General features: G+C 69.9%; 20 protein-coding genes. 8 read left to right on the plus strand and 12 right to left on the minus strand.

Features of this window, described 5'->3' with window-relative positions; translation table 11 throughout:
* Positions 1 to 41: 41 nt before the first annotated feature.
* Positions 42 to 518, plus strand: coding sequence for a hypothetical protein (locus tag ACQ7HM_RS13320; RefSeq protein WP_434216719.1), 477 nt, complete (start codon positions 42 to 44; stop codon positions 516 to 518).
* Positions 519 to 520: 2 nt separating this feature from the next.
* Here ACQ7HM_RS13320 and ACQ7HM_RS13325 read toward each other — a convergent pair whose 3' ends face one another.
* The 4 genes from ACQ7HM_RS13325 to ACQ7HM_RS13340 all read right to left on the minus strand — a co-directional run bounded on the left by ACQ7HM_RS13325 (position 521) and on the right by ACQ7HM_RS13340 (position 5,076).
* Positions 521 to 1,510 carry a CDP-alcohol phosphatidyltransferase family protein gene (locus ACQ7HM_RS13325; RefSeq protein WP_434216720.1) on the minus strand — a complete coding sequence of 330 codons (990 nt, stop codon included), beginning with the start codon at positions 1,508 to 1,510 and terminating at the stop codon, positions 521 to 523.
* A complete protein-coding gene (locus ACQ7HM_RS13330) occupies positions 1,507 to 2,217 on the minus strand; it encodes a phosphatidylserine decarboxylase (protein WP_434216957.1) in 711 nt (236 codons plus the stop codon). Before ACQ7HM_RS13330 ends, ACQ7HM_RS13325 begins: the two co-directional genes overlap by 4 nt.
* Positions 2,218 to 2,428: 211 nt before the next feature.
* Positions 2,429 to 3,658, minus strand: a complete 1,230-nt coding sequence (gene moeA / locus ACQ7HM_RS13335; RefSeq protein WP_434216958.1) for a molybdopterin molybdotransferase MoeA — start codon at positions 3,656 to 3,658, stop codon at positions 2,429 to 2,431.
* Between the two features lie 53 nt (positions 3,659 to 3,711).
* A complete protein-coding gene (locus tag ACQ7HM_RS13340) occupies positions 3,712 to 5,076 on the minus strand; it encodes a M20/M25/M40 family metallo-hydrolase (RefSeq protein WP_434216721.1) in 1,365 nt (454 codons plus the stop codon).
* A 62-nt stretch (positions 5,077 to 5,138) separates the two neighbouring features.
* On the opposite strand from ACQ7HM_RS13340, the gene ACQ7HM_RS13345 reads away from it, so the two are divergent.
* Complete coding sequence (locus tag ACQ7HM_RS13345; RefSeq protein WP_434216722.1) at positions 5,139 to 5,939, plus strand: HAD-IIA family hydrolase; 801 nt, start codon at positions 5,139 to 5,141, stop codon at positions 5,937 to 5,939.
* Between the two features lie 122 nt (positions 5,940 to 6,061).
* A complete protein-coding gene (locus tag ACQ7HM_RS13350) occupies positions 6,062 to 6,268 on the plus strand; it encodes a hypothetical protein (RefSeq protein ID WP_328856800.1) in 207 nt (68 codons plus the stop codon).
* A 43-nt stretch (positions 6,269 to 6,311) separates the two neighbouring features.
* On the opposite strand, the gene ACQ7HM_RS13355 is transcribed toward ACQ7HM_RS13350, so the two are convergent.
* From ACQ7HM_RS13355 to ACQ7HM_RS13370, 4 genes are all read right to left on the minus strand, one after another.
* Positions 6,312 to 6,773, minus strand: a complete 462-nt coding sequence (locus ACQ7HM_RS13355) for an SRPBCC family protein (RefSeq protein WP_434216723.1) — start codon at positions 6,771 to 6,773, stop codon at positions 6,312 to 6,314.
* A 92-nt stretch (positions 6,774 to 6,865) separates the two neighbouring features.
* Positions 6,866 to 7,990 (minus strand): acyl-CoA dehydrogenase family protein, encoded by a 1,125-nt coding sequence (locus ACQ7HM_RS13360; RefSeq protein WP_434216724.1) that lies wholly within the window; start codon positions 7,988 to 7,990, stop codon positions 6,866 to 6,868.
* 59 nt (positions 7,991 to 8,049) lie between these two features.
* Positions 8,050 to 9,222, minus strand: a complete 1,173-nt coding sequence (locus ACQ7HM_RS13365) for an acyl-CoA dehydrogenase family protein (protein ID WP_434216725.1) — start codon at positions 9,220 to 9,222, stop codon at positions 8,050 to 8,052.
* Between the two features lie 274 nt (positions 9,223 to 9,496).
* The gene (locus ACQ7HM_RS13370) at positions 9,497 to 10,864 is read right to left on the minus strand and encodes an MFS transporter (protein WP_434216726.1); all 1,368 of its coding nucleotides are present in this window, start codon (positions 10,862 to 10,864) and stop codon (positions 9,497 to 9,499) included.
* Positions 10,865 to 10,958: 94 nt separating this feature from the next.
* Here ACQ7HM_RS13370 and ACQ7HM_RS13375 point away from each other — a divergent pair, with 94 nt between their 5' ends.
* Complete coding sequence (locus tag ACQ7HM_RS13375) at positions 10,959 to 11,543, plus strand: TetR/AcrR family transcriptional regulator C-terminal ligand-binding domain-containing protein (protein ID WP_434216727.1); 585 nt, start codon at positions 10,959 to 10,961, stop codon at positions 11,541 to 11,543.
* 7 nt (positions 11,544 to 11,550) lie between these two features.
* Here the strand turns inward: ACQ7HM_RS13375 and ACQ7HM_RS13380 are convergent, their stop codons facing one another.
* Positions 11,551 to 12,006: a carboxymuconolactone decarboxylase family protein gene (locus ACQ7HM_RS13380; RefSeq protein ID WP_434216728.1), complete on the minus strand. Its 456-nt coding sequence runs from the start codon at positions 12,004 to 12,006 to the stop codon at positions 11,551 to 11,553.
* A 107-nt stretch (positions 12,007 to 12,113) separates the two neighbouring features.
* On the opposite strand from ACQ7HM_RS13380, the gene ACQ7HM_RS13385 reads away from it, so the two are divergent.
* Both ACQ7HM_RS13385 and ACQ7HM_RS13390 read left to right on the plus strand, forming a co-directional pair.
* Positions 12,114 to 13,130 carry a pirin family protein gene (locus tag ACQ7HM_RS13385; protein ID WP_434216729.1) on the plus strand — a complete coding sequence of 339 codons (1,017 nt, stop codon included), beginning with the start codon at positions 12,114 to 12,116 and terminating at the stop codon, positions 13,128 to 13,130.
* Between the two features lie 5 nt (positions 13,131 to 13,135).
* Complete coding sequence (locus ACQ7HM_RS13390; protein WP_434216730.1) at positions 13,136 to 13,510, plus strand: GNAT family N-acetyltransferase; 375 nt, start codon at positions 13,136 to 13,138, stop codon at positions 13,508 to 13,510.
* A gap of 4 nt (positions 13,511 to 13,514) precedes the next feature.
* Here the strand turns inward: ACQ7HM_RS13390 and ACQ7HM_RS13395 are convergent, their stop codons facing one another.
* Both ACQ7HM_RS13395 and ACQ7HM_RS13400 read right to left on the minus strand, forming a co-directional pair.
* Positions 13,515 to 14,888: an NtaA/DmoA family FMN-dependent monooxygenase gene (locus tag ACQ7HM_RS13395; protein ID WP_434216731.1), complete on the minus strand. Its 1,374-nt coding sequence runs from the start codon at positions 14,886 to 14,888 to the stop codon at positions 13,515 to 13,517.
* The gene (locus ACQ7HM_RS13400) at positions 14,885 to 16,084 is read right to left on the minus strand and encodes an LLM class flavin-dependent oxidoreductase (RefSeq protein ID WP_434216732.1); all 1,200 of its coding nucleotides are present in this window, start codon (positions 16,082 to 16,084) and stop codon (positions 14,885 to 14,887) included. Before ACQ7HM_RS13400 ends, ACQ7HM_RS13395 begins: the two co-directional genes overlap by 4 nt.
* A gap of 134 nt (positions 16,085 to 16,218) precedes the next feature.
* On the opposite strand from ACQ7HM_RS13400, the gene ACQ7HM_RS13405 reads away from it, so the two are divergent.
* On the plus strand, positions 16,219 to 16,398 hold the full coding sequence (locus tag ACQ7HM_RS13405) for a hypothetical protein (protein ID WP_434216733.1): 180 nt from the start codon (positions 16,219 to 16,221) through the stop codon (positions 16,396 to 16,398).
* Complete coding sequence (locus ACQ7HM_RS13410) at positions 16,395 to 17,513, plus strand: LLM class flavin-dependent oxidoreductase (RefSeq protein ID WP_434216734.1); 1,119 nt, start codon at positions 16,395 to 16,397, stop codon at positions 17,511 to 17,513. The genes ACQ7HM_RS13405 and ACQ7HM_RS13410 overlap by 4 nt, the downstream gene beginning before the upstream one ends.
* 77 nt (positions 17,514 to 17,590) lie before the next feature.
* Here the strand turns inward: ACQ7HM_RS13410 and ACQ7HM_RS13415 are convergent, their stop codons facing one another.
* A complete protein-coding gene (locus tag ACQ7HM_RS13415) occupies positions 17,591 to 18,418 on the minus strand; it encodes a type IV toxin-antitoxin system AbiEi family antitoxin domain-containing protein (RefSeq protein WP_434216735.1) in 828 nt (275 codons plus the stop codon).
* Positions 18,419 to 18,442: the final 24 nt, after the last annotated feature.

Below are 18,442 nucleotides of genomic sequence, written 5' to 3' on the forward strand. Positions count from 1 at the left end.
ACCGATCCGGCGGCACGGGGAGCAAAAGGACGTGGTTGCAGGTGACAGGCCCAGATCAACAGCGGCGTCGGCCGGGGCGACGGCGCGGCGTGACGGCGACGCGGTGGGTGGCGATGCTGATGATGGTGATCGCGTCGGTGCTGCTGGCCGGATGCGGGTCGGGCTCCTCGTCGCAGGCGGAGAGTTCCACCGCCGGCGCACTGCAGCTGCCCGCCGACTTCCCGCGCGCCGAGGTGCCGCTGATCGACGGCGCGCTGCTGTCGGCGGGCGGCTCGGCGTCGGAGGGCTGGAACCTCACGGTGCAGGGCTCGTCCACGATCGCCGCCGCGCTCGACGCGGGCGTGAAGAAACTGACCGACGCCGGGTACCGCGAGGTGCAGCGCACCACCGACGGCGGGAACCAGGTGGTGGTGCTCACCTCGACGCGGTCGTCGACGACGTACACCGTCGAGGTCGGCAGTGTCGCGGGTGCGGCGGGCGGACCGAATTCGGTGTTCTACCAGGTCTCGAAGAACTGAGTTCAGCGGCGTTCGGGACGCCGTAGTCCGAGCCTGGCCTGCGACTTCTGCGGCCGACTGCGGTCGATCGCGCGCATGGCCCGACGTTCGGCGCGGCGTTCGGAGGGGGCCTGATCCCACGTGTGCGGTCGCGACGCGATCCAGCGTTGGGTGCGCCACGCGAACGGGATGTGGACCAGGTAGGCCGCGATCACCAGGAACATCAGCAGGTACGGGAACGTGACGAGCAGCGCGGCACAGATCGCGACGAGGATGAGCAGCCCCACGACCGCGCGCGGCGGGATCGAGTAGGTCTTCAGCGACGCGGTCGGGATGCGGCTCACGGCGAGCGCGGCGGTCAGCATCATCCACGTCCCGACGGCGGCGAGCGAGGTCCACCAGCCGGTGCCGAACTGCTGCTCGGCCGCGACCGGCAGCAGCGCGATGAGTGCCGCAGCCGGTGCGGGCACGCCGACGAAGTAGTTCTTCGTGTACTCGGGCACGTCGTCGGTGTCGTCGAGGATGTTGAAACGCGCCAATCGGAGCACCACCGCGCACACGAAGATCAACGCGAGCACCCAGCCGGTGTCCTGGCCGCGCAGCAGCAGAAGGTACAGCGTGAGTGCCGGGGCGACACCGAAGTTGATGGCGTCGGCGAGCGAATCGAGTTCGGCACCGATCTTCGTGGTCGCGCCGAGCAACCGGGCGATGCGTCCGTCGATCCCGTCGAGCAGGGCCGAGGCGGCGATCATCCCGACGGCGAGATCGACACGACCGTCCAGGGCGAACCGGGCCGCCGAGAGGCCCGCGCAGATCGCCAGCACGGTCAGCGCCGACGGCACGAGCAGACGGCCACCGCCGAGATCGGGAACGCGGGAGCGGTTGTGCGCCACCGACTGTCGGAGGGTGCGTCGCCTACCCGCGGTGCCCCGTCCCGACGCGCCCCGACCCGATGCGCGCCGTCCGGTGGGGCGGCGCGACGACCGCACCGACGTCCGCCGGGCGTCGATCACGTGAGGCTCGCGAAGACGGTCTCGGCGCCGACGGCCCGTTGACCGGGCAGCACCAGCGGTGTCACGCCCTCGGGGAGGTACACGTCGACGCGCGATCCGAAACGGATCAGCCCGTAGGTCGCACCGAGGACGAGCGAGTCGCCGGGGCGCGCCTCGCAGACGATGCGTCGCGCGATGAGACCGGCGATCTGCACGACCCCCACGTCGACGCCGTGGTCGGTCCGGATTCGCATGGAGTTGCGCTCGTTGTCGGTGCTGGCCGCGGGCAGATCGGCCGACAGGAAGCGACCGGGTGTGTGCGTCACCGACACGACCTCGCCGGCGATCGGCACCCGCTGCACGTGGACGTCGAGAACGCTGAGGAACGTCGAGACCCGGGGGAGCGGACGATCGCCGAGACCGAGTTCGGCCGGGGGGACCGCGGTGTCGACGAGGGTGATCTCGCCGTCCGCGGGGGCCACGACCGCTCCGGTCGTGGTCGGCGGCACGCGGGTGGGGTGGCGGAAGAAGGTCGCCGACGCGACCGCGAGTGCGGTCGCCGGGCGGCGGATCCACCGGTGTCGGCGGGCCAGCACCGCGACGGCGGCCGGTCCCGCCACGAAGGGGATCCCCGCCGGGTGCATCGGCGGGACGGTGTGACGGATGAGTTCGACGATGTGCGCGGCGCCGCTGGTGTGCTCGGTGAGCACACCGTCGACGGGCGGCACGGCGATGCCGTCGGTCTCCAACAGGTGCGACTCGGCCCCCTCGTCGGTGTCGACCGTGGGTGTCCGAGCGGGAGTGCGGGGCCGTCTCGCCACGTCCGCTGCTCCCTCCCTCGACAAGTCTGTGATGGTGCCTGCCGGCGTTCGGCGGACGCGCTCAGGATAGCCGAGCGTGACAGGGCGTCTCAGCGCCCCACGGGTCGATGCCCGAGCATCACGGCTCGAGCAGGATGACCTCGACCGTGCTGCCCGCCGCGACGTCGTCGGTGTCGGCGGGGATGTCGATGAGGGCATTCGCCGAGGCCAGGAAACGGAGATGGTGCGACGACGGCGGCCCGATGGGATGGACCGACGCGGTCCCCTCGGCGTCGACGGCGACCACGCCGCGGCGGAACTGTTCTTTGCCGCGCGGTGATCGCATGTCGTCGGTGAGCCGTGCCCGGCGTCGGGTGCGGTCGGCGGGCAGGCCCATCGCCGCCCGCATCGGCGGGCGGACGAAGATCTCGAACGACACCTGCGCGCTCACCGGGTTGCCGGGCAGCGTGACGATCGGCACCGACACCCCGTCCGCGGCGCTGTAGGTGCCGCAGCCCTGCGGCATGCCGGGCTGCATCGCCACCTTCACGAACTCCACGCCGTGCCCGGCCAGCGCGTCCTTGACCACCTCGTACGCGCCGGCACTGACGCCGCCGGAGGTGAGGATCAGATCGACGCGACCCCCACCGGTGATCATCGTGTCGAGACGCGCACGGAACTGCTCGACGTCGTCGGGGACGAAGTGCACCGGCGTCGCCCGCCCACCGGCCTCACGCACCGCGGCGCACAGCATCGCGCCGTTGGACTCGTAGATCTGGCCGTGGTCGAGGTCGACCCCCGGCGCCATCAGTTCCGACCCCGTCGACAGCACCACCACGTGGAACGGTTCGTGCACCCGCACCTGCGCGACGCCGAGCGCGGCGAGCAGACCGACCTGCGAGGCGTGCAGCACGGTCCCCGCGGTCAGGGCGGTGTCGCCGGCGGCGATGTCGGATCCCGCACGCCGGATGCTGGTGCCCTCGGCGACCGGGGTCGCGATCGCGACCTCGTCGACACCACCGTCGGTCGCCTCCACCGCGACGACGGCATCGGCGCCCTCGGGCAGCGGTGCGCCGGTCATGATGCGGTGCGCGGTGTCGGGGTCGAGGCGCAACCGATCGGTGCGCCCGGCGTAGATGTCCTCGGTCACCGTTAGTCGTGTCGGGGTGTCGGCGGTGGCGTCGGCGATCTCGGCGGCACGTACGGCGTAGCCGTCCATCGCCGAGTTGTCGAAACCGGGCAGGCTCACCGCGGCACGGACGTCGTCGACGACCGCCCGTCCCAGGGCGTCGGCGATGGCGACCGACTCGACGGGCGTGGGGGAGAACAGGTCGGCGACGGCGCGCGCGTGGTCGGCCACCGAGCGCAGTGTCGCGGGGTCCTCGAGGTGCTGGTGCCCGTGGTCGTGGTGCTCGCGTGTGCTCACGACGCGTACGACGCGAGGAACAACGCCTCCGACAACGCGGTGCGACGGATCTCGTCGGGTGCGACGCTCTCGTCGGGTGCGTGGATGCGGCACCGGGGCTCCTCCACGCCGAGCAGTGCGATCTCGGCGTCGGGACAGATCTCGGCGAGCACGGTGCACAGCGGGATCGACCCGCCCTGCCCGGAGTGCGCGACGTCGGCCCCGTAGGCCGCCGCCATGGCCGCGGTGAGCGCGCGGTAACCGGGGCCGTCGGTGGACGCGGCGAACGGCGCCCCGACCGCCTCGGGTTCGATCGTCACCCGTGCGTTCCAGGGGATGGCGCGACGCAGGTGGGCCTCGAGGGCGTCGCGGGCGGCGGTGGGATCGATGCCCGGTGGCACGCGCAGGTTGAGCACGGCCGAGGCGGTGGGCACGATCGCCGCGGCGCAGTTCGCCGTCGACGGTGCGTCGAGGCCGATGACGGTGACCGCCGGCCGTGCCCACACCATGTCGGCCGGGGCGCCCGAACCGATCACCTCGACACCGTCGAGAACCGTTGCGTCGGAGGCGAAGACGTCGCGACCGTAGGGAACACCCGACCACGTCTGATCGGCGGCCAGCCCGTCGATGGTGGTGTTGCCGTCGGCGTCGCGCAGGCTCGCCAGTCCGGCGATGAGTGCGGCGAGGGCGTCGGGTGCCGCGCCACCGAACTGTCCGGAGTGCACATCGGAGCCCAGCGTGGCGACGGTGACCTTGAGGTTCGCGACGCCGCGCAGGCTGGTCGTCAGCGTCGGTGCGCCGACGGCGACGTTGCCGGTGTCGGCGATGAGGATCATGTCGGCGGCGAACAGCTCGGGTCGCTCGCGGGCCAGGTGGTCGAGCCCCTCGCCGCCTGCCTCCTCCGAACCCTCGATGACGACGCGGATCCCGCAGCCCAGCGCGTCGAGTCCGGGATGCGACGCCAGTGCCCGCAGCGCGGTGAGATGGGCGACGACGTTGCCCTTGCAGTCGGCTGCGCCGCGCCCGAACCACCGGCCGTCGCGGTCGGTGAGCGTGAACGGCGGCGAATGCCAGAGGTCGTCGGCGCCGGCGGGCTGCACGTCGTGATGGCTGTAGAGCAACACCGTCGGCGCGCCGTCCGGGCCCGGACGGTGACCGATGACCGCCGAACTGCCGTCGGAGGTCTCGATCGCCTCGCACGGGACACCCACCTCGGCGAACGCCGCGGTGACCCATTCGGCGGCCCCGGCGCACGCGTCGCGGTGCGACGGGGAGCCGTGTACCGATGCGTACGACACCAACTCGGCGAGATCGGAACGCGCCGCGGCCATCAGCTCGTCGGTGACGTCGACGGGAACATCTGCGGTGGGGTTGTCGGCCATGTCCTCAGGATGCCATCCCCACGTGCTGCGACCCCCCGCGGAGACGACTAGCTTGAGAACACATGACGATCGGGCTGCTGCTGGACATCGACGGGGTACTGGTGACCTCGTGGCGTCCGCTGCCGGGCGCGGTCGATGCGCTGGAGGCGTTGCGCGAACGCGGGATCCCACGGATGTTCCTCACCAACACGACGTCGCGATCACGTGCCGAGATCGCGGAGGCGTTGAGCGACTGCGGGTTCGCCGTCGAGGCCGAGGAGATCCTGAGCGCGGCCCGCCTGACCGGCGAATACCTGCGGGCGAATCATGCGGGCAAGCGGGCGTGGGTGCTCAACAAGGGCGCCATCGCCGCCGACCTGACCGGCGTGGAGGTGGTGACCGATCCCGACGACGACCCCGAGATCGTCGTGCTCGGCGGTGCGGGACCGGAATTCACCCACGACGCGATGTCGCGGGTGCTGGAGTTCATGATCGCCGACGTGCCGGTGATCGCGATGCACCGCTCGATGACGTGGTCGACCGAGCAGGGCGTCCGCATCGACACCGGCGTCTACCTCGAGGGTCTGGAGAAGGCTGCGGGCGCCTCCATCCGGGCCATCGGCAAGCCGTCGCCCATCGGGTTCCGCTCGGCGGTGGAGATGATGGGACTCGAACCGACGTCGGTGGTCATGGTCGGCGACGACATGCACAACGACGTCCTCGGCGCACAGGCGTCGGCGATGATCGGAGTGTTGGTGCGCACCGGCAAATTCCGGGCGTCGGCGCTGGAGAAACTGCAGGCCGACGAGTTCGGGCCGGTACCCGACCACGTGATCGACTCCGTCGCCGATCTCCCCGCGCTGCTCGACGAGCTCGGTCGCTGACCCCTCGCCCGGGTGAACTCTCGGTGCAAACCCCCTCGATGACTCCCGCCCGTTTCGTACCCTGACGCGGTGCGGTGTCGAATCGCGACGCCGTCTCGACGACGAGGACTGAGGCGACACAGATGAGCGGATTCAAGGACAAGTTCGACAAGGCCTTCGAGGACAAGCCGATCGACGAGCTCGCCGACGCTCCGGTGGACGCATTGCAGGGCGTCAGCCCGCGGCATGCCGAACTGTTGAAGGAGGCGTTCAACATCACGACCGTCAAGGACCTGGGCACCAACAAGTACTTCCTGTGGGCGCAGGCGGTGTCGAAGCTCGCCGAGTGAGATGAGCTGACGGATCCCCTCGAGGCCGTCGCCGCGACGTGGCTCAGCCGCGTTCGGCGGCGGCCTTGATCTTCACGAGGGTCTCGCGCATGCCCTCGGCGAGTTCGTCGTCGAACGGTTCGGTGCCGCCCATGAACTTGCCGATGAGGAAGGCCGATGCGGCGGTGGTCTTGCCGTTCTTCGCGGTCCGTCGTTCGGTCAGCGTGACCCCACGGTCGGTCGGGGTGATCTCGAATCCCCACTCGGTGCGGTTCTCGGTGATGCGGTAGGCGATCTGCCGGTCGGGTTCGAAGCGGGTGACGATGGCGGTCGTCGGCCACACCAGCAGTCCGCGCTTGTTGACGTTGATGGTCCTGGCGCCGAGTCGGGTCCTGCCGCCGCGCACGATCACCTTGCGGCACTGGGGACTCCACTCGCCCATCCGCGACAGGTCGGAGACGATGGACCACACCTTCTCGGGGGTGGCCTCGATGTCGGTCGAGGTCTCGATGAGCGGTGCAGCCATGGCGGTTCTCCTGGTGGTCGACGCAACGATGCGTGGTGGAGGGAGTCTATCGACCCCCACCACCACGCCTCGCGACCGCCGCGTGGGCTCCGTCAGATCAGGGTGAGCATGTCGTGGTCGGCAACCGACTCCGACAGGGCGCGCAGATGATCGTCGGCGCCGCCGAGTGTGTGGGCGATCGCGGTCAGGCGACTCACCACGTGGCCCACCGGGTACTCGGCGGTGAGGCCGATGCCGCCGTGGAGCTGGATCGTCTCCTGCCCGATCAGTCGCGCCGAGTGGCAGATCTGCAGCTTGGCGCGCGACGCGGTGGCCGGATCGACGTCGTCGTCGGCGAGGCGCATCGTCGCGTAGGTGCTGATGCTGCGAGCCAGCTCCAGTTCGACGTACATGTTCGACGCACGGTGGGTGAGTGCCTGGAACGTCTTGAGCGGCACGCCGAACTGCTTGCGCGACTTCAGGTATTCGGTGGTCTGGTTCAGGGCCTGCTCCATGGCGCCGACGGCCTCGGCGCACAGCAGGGTCTGGGTCACGACCTCGGCCTTGGTGATCACCGCGGCGGCGTCGTCGACCGGCAGGGCGGTCGCGGCGGCGTTGTCGAAGGTGATGCGGGCGGCACGACGGCGGTCGTGGGTGCGCAGCGGTGTGCGGGTCACACCCTCGGCGTCGGCGTCGACGAGGAACAGCGCGGGTGCGCCGTCGAGTGTCGCGGTGACGACGATCTTCCCGGCGATGTCGCCGGCGAGCACGGGGCTCTTGGTGCCGGTCAGGGTGTGACCGTCACCCGATGCGGTGGCGGTGGTGGCCAGCGCCGCCGTGGGCCAGCGATCGCCGGGCTCGTCGTGGGCGTAGGCGAGGACCAGACCGCCCTCGGCGACCGCGCCGACGATCTCGCCGCGCAGGGCGTCGTCGGTGACCGCGGCGATCGCGACGCCCGGGGTCGCCATGCCGGTGATGAACGGTTCCGGAGCGAGCGACCGGCCGAACTCGCCTGCCACGACCGCGGTCTCGGCGAAACCGGCGCCGGCGCCGCCGTCGTCCTCGGAGAACGGCAGACCGAGGATGCCGATCTCGGCGAGCGAGCTCCAGACCTTCTCGCTCCAGCCGCGGTCGGTCTCGGCGACCTCGCGGAGCTTCTCGACGTCGTAGGCGCGGCCGAGCACCTCACGCGCGGTGTCGCGCAGGAGCGACTGCTCCTCGGTGAGTTCGAAATCCATGGGGAAGTGACCCTTTCGTGGGTACAGGTGAGAGAGGTGTGACGGGGGGCGGGCTCGACCTAGAGGCCGAGGATGCCCGAGGCGATGATGGTGCGCTGGACCTCCGACGATCCGCCGTAGATCGACACCTTGCGGGTGTTGAGGTAGGTCGGCATCGCCAGGTGCGCCCACTCGGCGTCGTCGAGGGCGGGGTCGAAGACGGTCAGGGCGTCGGTCCCGGCGAGGTCGGTCATCAGCTCGGTGACCTCCTGGGTGAGCTCGCTGCCGCGCAGCTTCAGCACCGACGACACGGGGTTGGGCTTGCCGTCGCCGTCGGACGCCACCACGCGCAGCTGGGTGAGTTCCAGTGCCAGCAGGGCGTTCTCGAGTTCGACGAACCGCGCACGGGTGAAGGGATCGTCGAGCAGGGAACCGTTCGGAGTCGTGATGGAGGCCGCGATCTCCTTGGCCCGGGCGAGACGGATCTTGTTGTAGGAGACGCGCGCGATGCCGCCACGCTCGTTCGACAGCAGGAACTTCGCGTAGCTCCAGCCGGCGTTCTCCTCGCCGACGAGGTTCTCCACCGGGACGCGCACGTCGGTGAACCAGACCTCGTTGACCTCGTGGCCGCCGTCGATGAGCTGGATGGGGCGGCGCTCGATGCCCTCGGAGTTCATGTCGATGAGCAGGAAGCTGATGCCCGCCTGCTTCTTCGGTGCGTCAGGGTTCGTGCGGACCAGGCAGAAGATCCAGTCGGCGTACTGGGCCAGGGTGGTCCAGGTCTTCTGGCCGTTGACGATGTAGTGGTCGCCGTCGCGGACGGCCTTGGTCTTGAGCGATGCGAGGTCAGAACCGGCCTCGGGCTCCGAGAAGCCCTGGCACCACCAGATGTCGAGGTTGGCCGTCTTGGGCAGGAAGCGGTCCTTGATCTCCTGCGAGCCGAACTGCGCGATGACCGGTCCGACCATGGCGGCGTTGAACGCCAACGGCTCGGGTACGGCGGCGAGGTTCATCTGGTCCTGCCAGATGTGGCGCTGCACCGGGGTCCAGTCCTTGCCGCCATCGGCGACGGGCCAGTTGGGGACCGCGATGCCTTCCTCGTTGAGGATGCGCATCGTGGTGACGATGTCGTCGGGGAAGTTCAGATTTCCCGCGGCCGAGCGTTCGCGGATCTCTTTGGGGATCTTCGTGGTGAAGAGCGTCCGCATCTCATCGCGAAAGTCCGCTTCTTCGGGGGTGAGGGCGAGGTGCATAGCTCCTTATTACTCCCACTTCCACCCGATGCGTCAATGCAGGTGGCCCCGTGGACGACACCGGGACACGATCGCCACCACCGTTATCGCTTCGTGATGTTTCGAGACCTTCTCGTGATGTGCCGCCGGGGTTCGGCGAGACCGCAGGCGGGCACTGTCGAAGAACGCGTCACGACCCCCGAGGAGACCCATGATCCCGCTGCTGGCTCGCCGCTACATATATCGCTACCTGCTGGTGGCGTTCGCGTTGCCGCTCATCGCCCGGCTCAGCCTGTCAGCGGGCGCCCGACTCGAACGGCGCAAGGGTCGCCGCACGATCGCCTCGCGCATCCTGACCGGCGTCGGTCGCTTCTCGCGCAAGCGGGTGACCAAGGCCGTCGACAAGGGCGTCGTCACGCCCAAGGCCGCCGAGCGCGCCCGCGCCTGAGGGCGCCTCGTCGGTCGGGAGTTCGCCGCGGTCGCGGAGGATCACCGCGGCGATCGCGGCCGCGGCGATCAGCGACACGATGAAGATCGCGTAGCCCACCGCGGTTGCGCGCAGCCCGGCGTGCACGGTGACGATGCCGGCGATCACGGCGGGCACGCTGAACGCGGTGTAACAGACCGCGAACACTGCCGCGAAGACCTGGGCGCGCTGCGACGGCGCACTGACGCGCGCCATCTCCGACATGATGCCCAACAGTGTCGTGCCGAAGCCGATCCCGGCGAGGATCGACCCCACGACGTAGATCGGCGCCGACTCGGCCAGCACCGCCGACATCGAGATCAATACCCCGCCGGCGAGCGCGCTGTAGCCGATGACGAGCTTCATCGTGGTCGACGCGCGGGAGGCGACGGTCGAGGCGGCCGCGGCGCTGCCGAAGAAGGCGCACAGGATCGCCCCACCGGTCGCGTGGTTGGCGACGCCGAGGATCTGCGCGGTGATCGACGAGCCCAACGACAGGTAGAGCCCACCGAGAGACCACGTCGCGAGCATCGCCGGGACCGCCGAGAAGAAGACCGGACGTACATCGGACGGCACGGCGATACGTGGCGAGATGGTGCTCAGCGCATGCGATCTCGAGTCGAAACCCAGGAGGGGTGAGGTCTCGGGCAGGAACATGGTCGTGGCCAGCAGGGCCGTCAGGGCCACGATGAGGACGACGTAGACGATCACCCGCGGCAGCGGCGCGTACTCCACCAGCACGCCGGCGAGCACCACGCCCGTCGCCAGGCCGAGGGGTGGGGTGGCCGTGCTGACCATCGACCCCAGATGAGGGGTCGGGGCGAGGTCGACGAGGGCGGCGCTCACGGTGCCGACCAGTGCGCCGGTCGCGAGACCCTGCAGCACGCGGGCCACGATGAGCATGGTGACGCCGTCGGCGGTGAGGAACACGACCATGCTGACGATCAGCAGCACGACCGCGCCGGCGAGCACGGGTCGTCGCCCGATGTGGTCGGAGATCGATCCGACGGTGAGCAGAGTTCCCACCAGGGCGACCACGTACACCGCGAACACGATCGTCAGCGTGAACGCGGAGAACCCGAACAGCTGCTGATAGACGGGGTAGAGCGGCGACGGCGCGGCCGACGCCAGGAGCACCACCGTCGAGGTCAGGCCGACCAGCCAGAAGGCCACCGACCGTGGGATCTGTCGCTGCATGTCGTCACTCCTCACTTAAAGCAATGATTGTTGCTTTTGAGAAGGTAGCACCAATCGTCGACTTAAAGCCAGCCGATTTGCAATAATGGCAGACATGTCCTCCACCCGCACCTCTGCCCGTCGCCCCGGTGGCCGCAGCGCGCGTGTGCAGGCCGACGTCTACTCGGCCGTCGGCGCGCTGGTCAGCGAGGGTCATCGCGACACGTTGACCGTCCCGCAGGTCGCCGAACGGGCCGGGGTGAACCCGACCAGCATCTATCGCCGCTGGGGTGGTGTGGCCACCCTGCTCGAAGAGGTTGCCGTCGCCGCGCTGACCGGCGACGAACCGATGCCCGACACCGGCTCGATCCGCGGAGACCTCGAGGCGTGGGCGGGCATCATCGTCGCCGACATCACCCGCCCCGAGCGCATCGTCTACCTGCGGGCGATGGTGAGCGCACGCGAGGGGATGCCGGGCGAATGCCCGTGCTGGGAGACGCGCGACGGTCAGGCCGCGCAGATGTTGGCCCGCGCGGCCGACCGAGGTGAGTTCGTGCCCACCGTCGCGCAGGTGCTCAATCACGTCGTGGCGCCGCTGTACCACCACGTCGTCTTCGGGCTCCATGCCGACGAGGCCTTCGCGCATTCCCTCGTGGCCGACGTCCTGGCCATGGCGCCGGTACGGGTCGTCGCCGGATAGCGGTCCGTCACTGCCGGACGGGGTGTCGGCTGAGGATCGACACGCGGTTGAACGCGTTGATGGCGATGGCGACCCAGATGACCGCGGAGATCTGGTCGTCGGTCAGCGTGGCGCGGGCTCGTTCGTAGTCGATCTCCTGCAGATCGTGCGACGGCAGCGTCGTCACCGTCTCGGCCAGGAGCAACGCCGCCCGCTCGGTCGCGTCGAACAGTTCGGTGTCGCGCCAGGCCGGCAACGTTGCGATCCGCTGCACCGTCTCGCCCGCGGCGATAGCGCGGCGCGAGTGCAACTCGAGGCAGAACGCGCAGCCGTTGATCTGCGACACCCGGAGGTTGATCAACTCCACCAGGATGCGCGGCAGGTCGGCGCCTCGCGCCGTGTCCGACACCGCCGCCGCGACCCCACCCAGCGCCCGGTAGGCCTCGGGGGACTGCTTGTCGATGTAGACGTGCGGGTGGTCCATCGTGGCTCCTGTCGGTGACTCCTGGGTGAACACCGCAGGTGAGACCACCGGCGTATCGTTCACTCACGCATCAACATAGACGTGCGAGCGCGAACGGATGGGCGGCGATGAGCAATCTCGAACAGCACCCGGTGTCCCAGGAGTGCGTGGCCGATCCGCGGGGCGGTGTCGAGGTCATCACCGCACGCGAGGTGCCCTTGGGCGGTCCGCGCGCGATGCGCGTCCGCCGCACCCTGCCGCAGCGCCAACGGTCGCTGATCGGGGCATGGTGCTTCATCGACCACTACGGCCCCGAGGACGTGTCGACCTCGGCGGGCATGGACGTGGCCCCGCACCCGCACACCGGACTGCAGACCGTCAGCTGGCTGTTCACCGGCGAGATCGAGCACCGTGACTCCGCGGGTGTCCACGCGATGGTGCGCCCCGGCGAGCTCAACCTCATGTCGGCCGGGCACGGCATCAGCCACTCCGAGGTCTCGACCCCCGAGACGACGATCCTGCACGGCGCACAGCTCTGGCTGGCCCTGCCCGACGCCGTCCGCGACGACGACCACGGATTCGACCACTTCGCCCCCGAACCGGTCGCCGCGGGTGACGCCCAGATGCGGGTGTTCCTCGGCGAGGTGGGGATGAGTGGCGACGGCGAGCGGGTGCGGGCGGGATCGCCCGTGCGGACCGCGACCGCACTGGTCGGTGCGGAGATCGTGCTGCCCGCGCGCACCACCGTGACGCTCGAGGTCGATCCGACGCACGAACACGGGGTACTCAGCGACCGGGGCGACATCGCCGTCGAGACCGAGTCGCTCGAGATCGGCGAACTCGGCTACGTCGGTGTCGGGGCGCCGACCGTCGTCGTCGCGAACCGGTCCGACGAATCGGGTCGGGTCCTGCTCGTCGGGGGAGCGCCGTTCGACGAGGAGATCATCATGTGGTGGAACTTCGTCGGCCGCACCCACGACGAGATCGCCTCCTACCGCGCACAGTGGGAGGCCGGCGACGCCCGGTTCGGGACCGTCGAGGGCTATGTCGGGCCGCACCCCCGCATCCCGGCACCCGAGATGCCCACCACCACACTGCGACCGCGCGCCAACCCGGCGCCGCACGTCCGATCCCCGAGAGGCTGACGACCATGCCGTTGGACAAGACCGGTGCCCAGGCCGACATCGCCGACAACCCCGCGATGCAGCGATTCGAGATCTCCGTCGACACCGGCGACGGCACCCCGTCGGTCGTCGGCTTCGCGCTGTACCGCGACCGCACCGACGACTCCGGACATGCGCAGCGGATCTTCTTCCACACCGAGGTCGACGACGCCTTCGGCGGACGTGGGCTGGGCACGATGCTCGTCCACGGTGCACTGGAGGCCATGCGCGACAACGGAACCCGCGTGGTGCCGGTCTGTCCGCTGTTCGCCGCATACCTGAAGAAGCACGACGACTTCGCCGACATCGTCGACCGCCCCACCCGGCAGATCATGGACGACCTCCGCGAGCAGACCGCCTGAGAGTTCAGGCCTCGACGCGGGGCCGCACGTCGGCGAGCCCGAGGTGGTGTCGCAGGGTGGTGCCGGTGTAGTCCTCGCGGTGCACGCCACGCTCCTGCAGCAGAGGGACCACCTCGTCGGCGAAGCGGTCGAGACCCCCGGGTGTGATGTGCGGGACGAGGATGAAACCGTCGCACGCCTCGGCCTCGACGAACTCGATCATGGTGTCGGCGACGGTCTCTGCCGATCCGATGAACGACTGCCGGCCGGTGACCTCCACGATCAGCTCGCGAGTCGTGAGCTTCTTCGCCTCGGCCAACTGCCGCCACTCCGCTGCGACATCACGCGGATCGCGGTGGATGCGCACACTCGCCCGCCCCTTCGCGACGGTGTTCTCGCCCGGGATCGGATCGACGGTGGGCAGAGGACCGTCGGGGTCGTGATCGGAGAGATCGCGGTTCCACAGCTGCTCGAGGAACTTGATCGCGGTCTGACCGCTGACCTGCGCCAGGCGCACCTCGTGCGCGAGTTCGGCCGCGTCGGCGTCGGTGTCACCGATGACGAACGTCGTCGCGGGCAGGATGAGCAGCTCGTCGGGCTCGCGACCGAAGCGGGCGAGCCTGCCCTTCACGTCGGCGTAGAACTGTTGCCCCGCATCGAGGGTCCCGTGCCGGGAGAAGATGGCGTCGGCGGTCTCGGCGGCGAAGTCGCGGCCCTCGTCGGAGTCCCCCGCCTGGAAGATGACCGGGCGTCCCTGCGGACTGCGCGGCACCGAGAACCGGCCGGTGATGTCGAACTGGCTGCTCGCGTACGAGAACGCGCCCGCGTCGGGGCGTCGGAGGAACCGGCCCGTGGCCTTGTCGGCGACGATGTCGCTGTCATCCCACGAATCCCACAATCGCTGTGCGGCATCAAGGAACTCGCGGGCGCGGGTGTAGCGGGCGTCCTTGGCGAGGTAACCCCCGCGCCGGAAGTTCTGGCCGGTGAACTCGTCCCACGAGGTGACCACGTTCCACGCCGCCCGGCCGGCGGTGAGGTGGTCGAGGCTCGCGAACTGGCGTGCGACCTCGACCGGCTCGTTGAACGTCGAGTTGATGGTTCCGGTGAGGCCGAGGTGGCTGGTGACCTCGGCGAGGGCCGCGAGGACGGTGAAGGTGTCGGGGCGGCCCACGACGTCGAGGTCGTAGATCTCGTCGTTCTGCTCGCGCAGACGCAGCCCCTCGGCGAGGAACAGGAAGTCGAACTTGGCTCGTTCGGCGGTGCGCGCGAAGTGCACGAAGGACTCGATGTCGATGTGACTGCCCGCCTTGGGATCGCTCCACACCGTCGTGTTGTTGACGCCGGGGAAGTGGGCGGCGAGGTGGACCTGACGGGGATGGCTCTTCTCGGCGATGCTCATGCGGTCACCAGTCCTGCGTAGCGGTTGGCGGGGCGGGGGAGTCGGAGATGCCCGCGGAGGGTCGTCTCGGTGTAGTTCGTACGAAAGAGACCGCGTCGCTGCAGTTCCGGCACGACCCCGGCCACGATGGCCTCGAGATCCAGAGGCACGGCACCCGGTCGGAGGCGGACTCCGGCCACCCCGGTGGCCGGGTCGACGAGTTCGGCGATCCGGTCGGCGACGTCGGAGGGCGTGCCGACGACCACGGCGGCGTCGTCGGCGAACTCGGTGCCGAGCCACTCGTCGAGTAGGTCACGGTGGGCCCGGGCTTGCGCGCGCGTGTCGCCGAGGAACACGGTCAGGTCGGCCAGCACGCGCACGGCGTCGTCGCGGCCGGCCTCGACGCGTGCTCGGTCGATCTCGGCGACGATGTCGTGCGCATCGGTGGCGTCGGTGGGGGTGACGAACGCGAGGTCGGCCGAGCCGCCGACGAAACGGTGCACGTCGGCGGAGTGGCTCAGGGCCGCGATGATCGGCTGGCCCTGAGGTGGACGCGGCGTGATCGACGGTCCCCGGACCGAGAAGAACGCACCCTGGAAGTCGATGTAGTGCAGTTTGTCCCGGTCGATGAAGCGGCCGGTCGCGATGTCGCGGATCTCCGCGTCGTCCTCCCAGCTGTCCCAGAGGCGACGCAGGACCTCGGCGTGATCGGCGGCCTCGGCGAGCAGGTCGGGGATGGGTTCGGCGGTGGGGCGGCGCCCGAACAGCGCGGTGTCGTCGGGACGATTCGTGATCCGCAGGCGCACGCCGGCTCGACCGTACGACGCGTGGTCGAGGCTCGCGATGGCCTTCGAGACGTGGAACGGCTCGGTGTGAGTGGTGACCGCCGTCGGGACCAGCCCGATGCGATCGGTCGCGAGGGCGAGTCGGGCGGCGATCAGCGTCGAGTCGAGATGTCCCACCGCCAGATCCACGCGCCCATCGGTCACCGCGGTCGACGATCCCGACAGTGACGACGAGTCCGAGAGGGAGAACGAGTCCTCGATGGTCACCAGGTCGAGCAGTCCCTGTTCGGCGAGGCGCACCTGGTCGATCCAGTACTTCGCGCTCACCAACTCGGTGGGGCGGGCCGATTCGAGGCGCCAGGCGGCCGGGTGTCGCCCCGCGCCACCCAGCGCGACGCCGACGTGGATCGATTGCTCGGGGCTCGCGGACACGCGGACCTCACCTCCTGATAGCGGTTGTCATCGGGGCAACTCCAGGGTGCTGGTAGCGATTCCGTTCGCGCGAAGAACAAATCACGGTGAACACAACCGTCGCGAGATCGGCCGACCTGGCGCCCACTGGAGCCATGTCTGTCTCCATCGGTGTCCTGCGTCCGTCGTGGCTGACGCGGTTGCGACCGGTCGACCTGCTCTCGGCTGCTGCGGCGCTCAACCCCGACGCGCACGCGGAATGGCCGTCGACGCGAGCCGCCCTGGCCTCGCGCACCGACGAGGACTCCCGGACCGACCGACGAGACGAGCGATGACCGCCATCCCGTTGTCGGTGCTGGACCTCTCGCCGGTCTCTCAGGGCAGCACCCCGGCCGACGCGTTGCGGAACTCGGTACGGCTCGCGCAGCACGCAGAGAATCTGGGCTACAAGCGTTTCTGGCTCGCCGAGCACCACTTCGTCGCCGTCGCCAGCTCGTCGACGCCGACCGCGATCGCCCTCGTCGCCGCGGCCACCGACCGCATCCGCGTGGGGGCTGCGGCAGTCCAGATCGGGTTCCACACGCCGGTGTCGGTGGTGGAGGCCTTCGGCACCATCGATGCCCTGCATCCGGGCCGCCTCGACCTGGGGCTCGGACGGTCGGGTCAGCGGCGCGCCGAGGTGACGGCGGCGCCGTCGACACCGCGCTCGCCGGCTGTGACCGAGGATCGGTTCGTCGACGGGGTGTTGGTGCCCCGGCCCTTCTCCGCGACGAAGCAGCTCGGGTCGCCTCGAATGGCCGCGGCGGCGACCGCCCTGCTGCCGCCGCCGGCGCAACAACCCGATTTCGCCGAGGCCGTCGACGACGTCCTCGCGCTGCTCGCCGGCACCTTCGAGGTCGGGGGCGAGCACTTCTCGGCGGTGCCCGGTGAGCACGCCGATGTCGAGGTGTGGGTGTTCGGCAGCAGTCGGGGCCAGAGCGCCGAGGTGGCCGGCAGACGCGGTCTGCCGTTCGTCGCGAGCTACCACATCACCCCGTCGACGGCCCTCGACGCGGTCGCGGCCTACCGCGAGGCCTTCGTGCCGTCGGAGACGCTCGCCGAGCCCTACGTCGTGGTGTCGGCCGATGTCGTCGTCGCCGACGACGACGCCACCGCCCGCGAACTCGCCTCGAGCTTCGGGCCGTGGGTGCACAGCATCCGCGCCGGTGGTGGCGCGGTGGCTTATCCCGACCCCGCGGTCACCGAACCGCTCTCAGAATCCCGACAGTCCGTCGTCGACGATCGCGTGCGCACCCAGTTCGTCGGCGACGCGGCCTCGGTCGCCGAGCGGCTCCGCACCCTCGCCGCCGCCACCGGTGCCGACGAACTCGTCGTCACCAGCGTCACTCACGGCTTCGACGACCGTCTCCGCTCCCACGAGCTCCTCGCCAAGGAGTGGGGTCTGGCCTGAACGTGACTGAGATGTCGCCCTGAGCGGGCAGGCATCGCCCGATGGGCGATGCTGTGCAGCGGGGTGGCACATCTCGGTCACCGCCGGTGGTCACCCCGGCGAATGAGAGTCAGGATCGCGGCTTGGGTGGCGGGCCAGTCGTGGACGATCTGCCGGTAGCTCAACCGCAGAGGGAGGTAGCCCAGCTCGATGAGCGTCCGATCTCGTGCCCGGTCGTTCTCGTACCGCTCGGTCCCGGTGTGGTGTTCGCGACTGTCGCATTCGATCACCAGGCGATCCCCGACCAGCAGGTCCACGAATCCGACGCCCGCGATGTGGGCCTGCGGGGCGGCGCCGATGTTCCGTGATCGCAGACGCAGTCGCACCATCGTCTCCGTCCCCGATTGCGCGGCGCCGTCACACCGATCGACCAATGCGCGAGTTCGCGTGGGGGCGGGTCTCAGAGCGGTCGTGATCTCCTCGATGGTGGCGCGCCGGGAGTTCAGAGCCGAATCGCACACCACGACAAGCCCCTCGGCATCGAGACACCGCGCCGAGTAGGCGAGTGAGCACAGCAGATCGTCGACGGCTGAGGTCGGCGGCGGGATGGTTCCGTACACACGACATCCTGACGCGAGCCGTGCTCTGCGGTGGGCGGACCTCAGATGCAGCTTCGAGGCGTGCTCGGGAACCCAGAGTCCATGACGCCGCAGGGCGGACACACACGTGAGGACCCCGCCCGCCGACACGGCCTCGACCACCATCGGGTCGGCGTGGTGCGCGGCGAACCATCCGGGGCGGAGGCGGCGAAGGGTGCCGTGGCGCACGAGTCGCCGGATCTCGGGATCGCCCACAGCGAGGTCCGCCAGCTGCCGCCGGGAGACCACGCCGCGTGATGCGTGGATCGCCTGTTCGAGTTCGGACACGACGAGCAGTCTCGGTGACGCCGG

The sequence above is a fragment of the Williamsia sp. MIQD14 genome (assembly GCF_051025635.1).
GTDB lineage: Bacteria > Actinomycetota > Actinomycetes > Mycobacteriales > Mycobacteriaceae > Williamsia_A.

Bases quoted from the DNA above. Each gene is read 5' to 3' on its own strand.
- ACQ7HM_RS13350 (WP_328856800.1), top strand. From the start codon at position 6,062: ATGAGCGGATTCAAGGACAAGTTCGACAAGGCCTTCGAGGACAAGCCG.
- ACQ7HM_RS13395 (WP_434216731.1), bottom strand. From the start codon at position 14,888: ATGAGCATCGCCGAGAAGAGCCATCCCCGTCAGGTCCACCTCGCCGCC.
- ACQ7HM_RS13405 (WP_434216733.1), top strand. From the start codon at position 16,219: ATGTCTGTCTCCATCGGTGTCCTGCGTCCGTCGTGGCTGACGCGGTTG.
- ACQ7HM_RS13390 (WP_434216730.1), top strand. From the start codon at position 13,136: ATGCCGTTGGACAAGACCGGTGCCCAGGCCGACATCGCCGACAACCCC.
- ACQ7HM_RS13360 (WP_434216724.1), bottom strand. From the start codon at position 7,990: ATGGATTTCGAACTCACCGAGGAGCAGTCGCTCCTGCGCGACACCGCG.
- ACQ7HM_RS13410 (WP_434216734.1), top strand. From the start codon at position 16,395: ATGACCGCCATCCCGTTGTCGGTGCTGGACCTCTCGCCGGTCTCTCAG.
- ACQ7HM_RS13355 (WP_434216723.1), bottom strand. From the start codon at position 6,773: ATGGCTGCACCGCTCATCGAGACCTCGACCGACATCGAGGCCACCCCC.
- ACQ7HM_RS13370 (WP_434216726.1), bottom strand. From the start codon at position 10,864: ATGCAGCGACAGATCCCACGGTCGGTGGCCTTCTGGCTGGTCGGCCTG.
- ACQ7HM_RS13385 (WP_434216729.1), top strand. From the start codon at position 12,114: ATGAGCAATCTCGAACAGCACCCGGTGTCCCAGGAGTGCGTGGCCGAT.
- ACQ7HM_RS13375 (WP_434216727.1), top strand. From the start codon at position 10,959: ATGTCCTCCACCCGCACCTCTGCCCGTCGCCCCGGTGGCCGCAGCGCG.
- ACQ7HM_RS13345 (WP_434216722.1), top strand. From the start codon at position 5,139: ATGACGATCGGGCTGCTGCTGGACATCGACGGGGTACTGGTGACCTCG.
- ACQ7HM_RS13340 (WP_434216721.1), bottom strand. From the start codon at position 5,076: ATGGCCGACAACCCCACCGCAGATGTTCCCGTCGACGTCACCGACGAG.
- ACQ7HM_RS13380 (WP_434216728.1), bottom strand. From the start codon at position 12,006: ATGGACCACCCGCACGTCTACATCGACAAGCAGTCCCCCGAGGCCTAC.
- ACQ7HM_RS13365 (WP_434216725.1), bottom strand. From the start codon at position 9,222: ATGCACCTCGCCCTCACCCCCGAAGAAGCGGACTTTCGCGATGAGATG.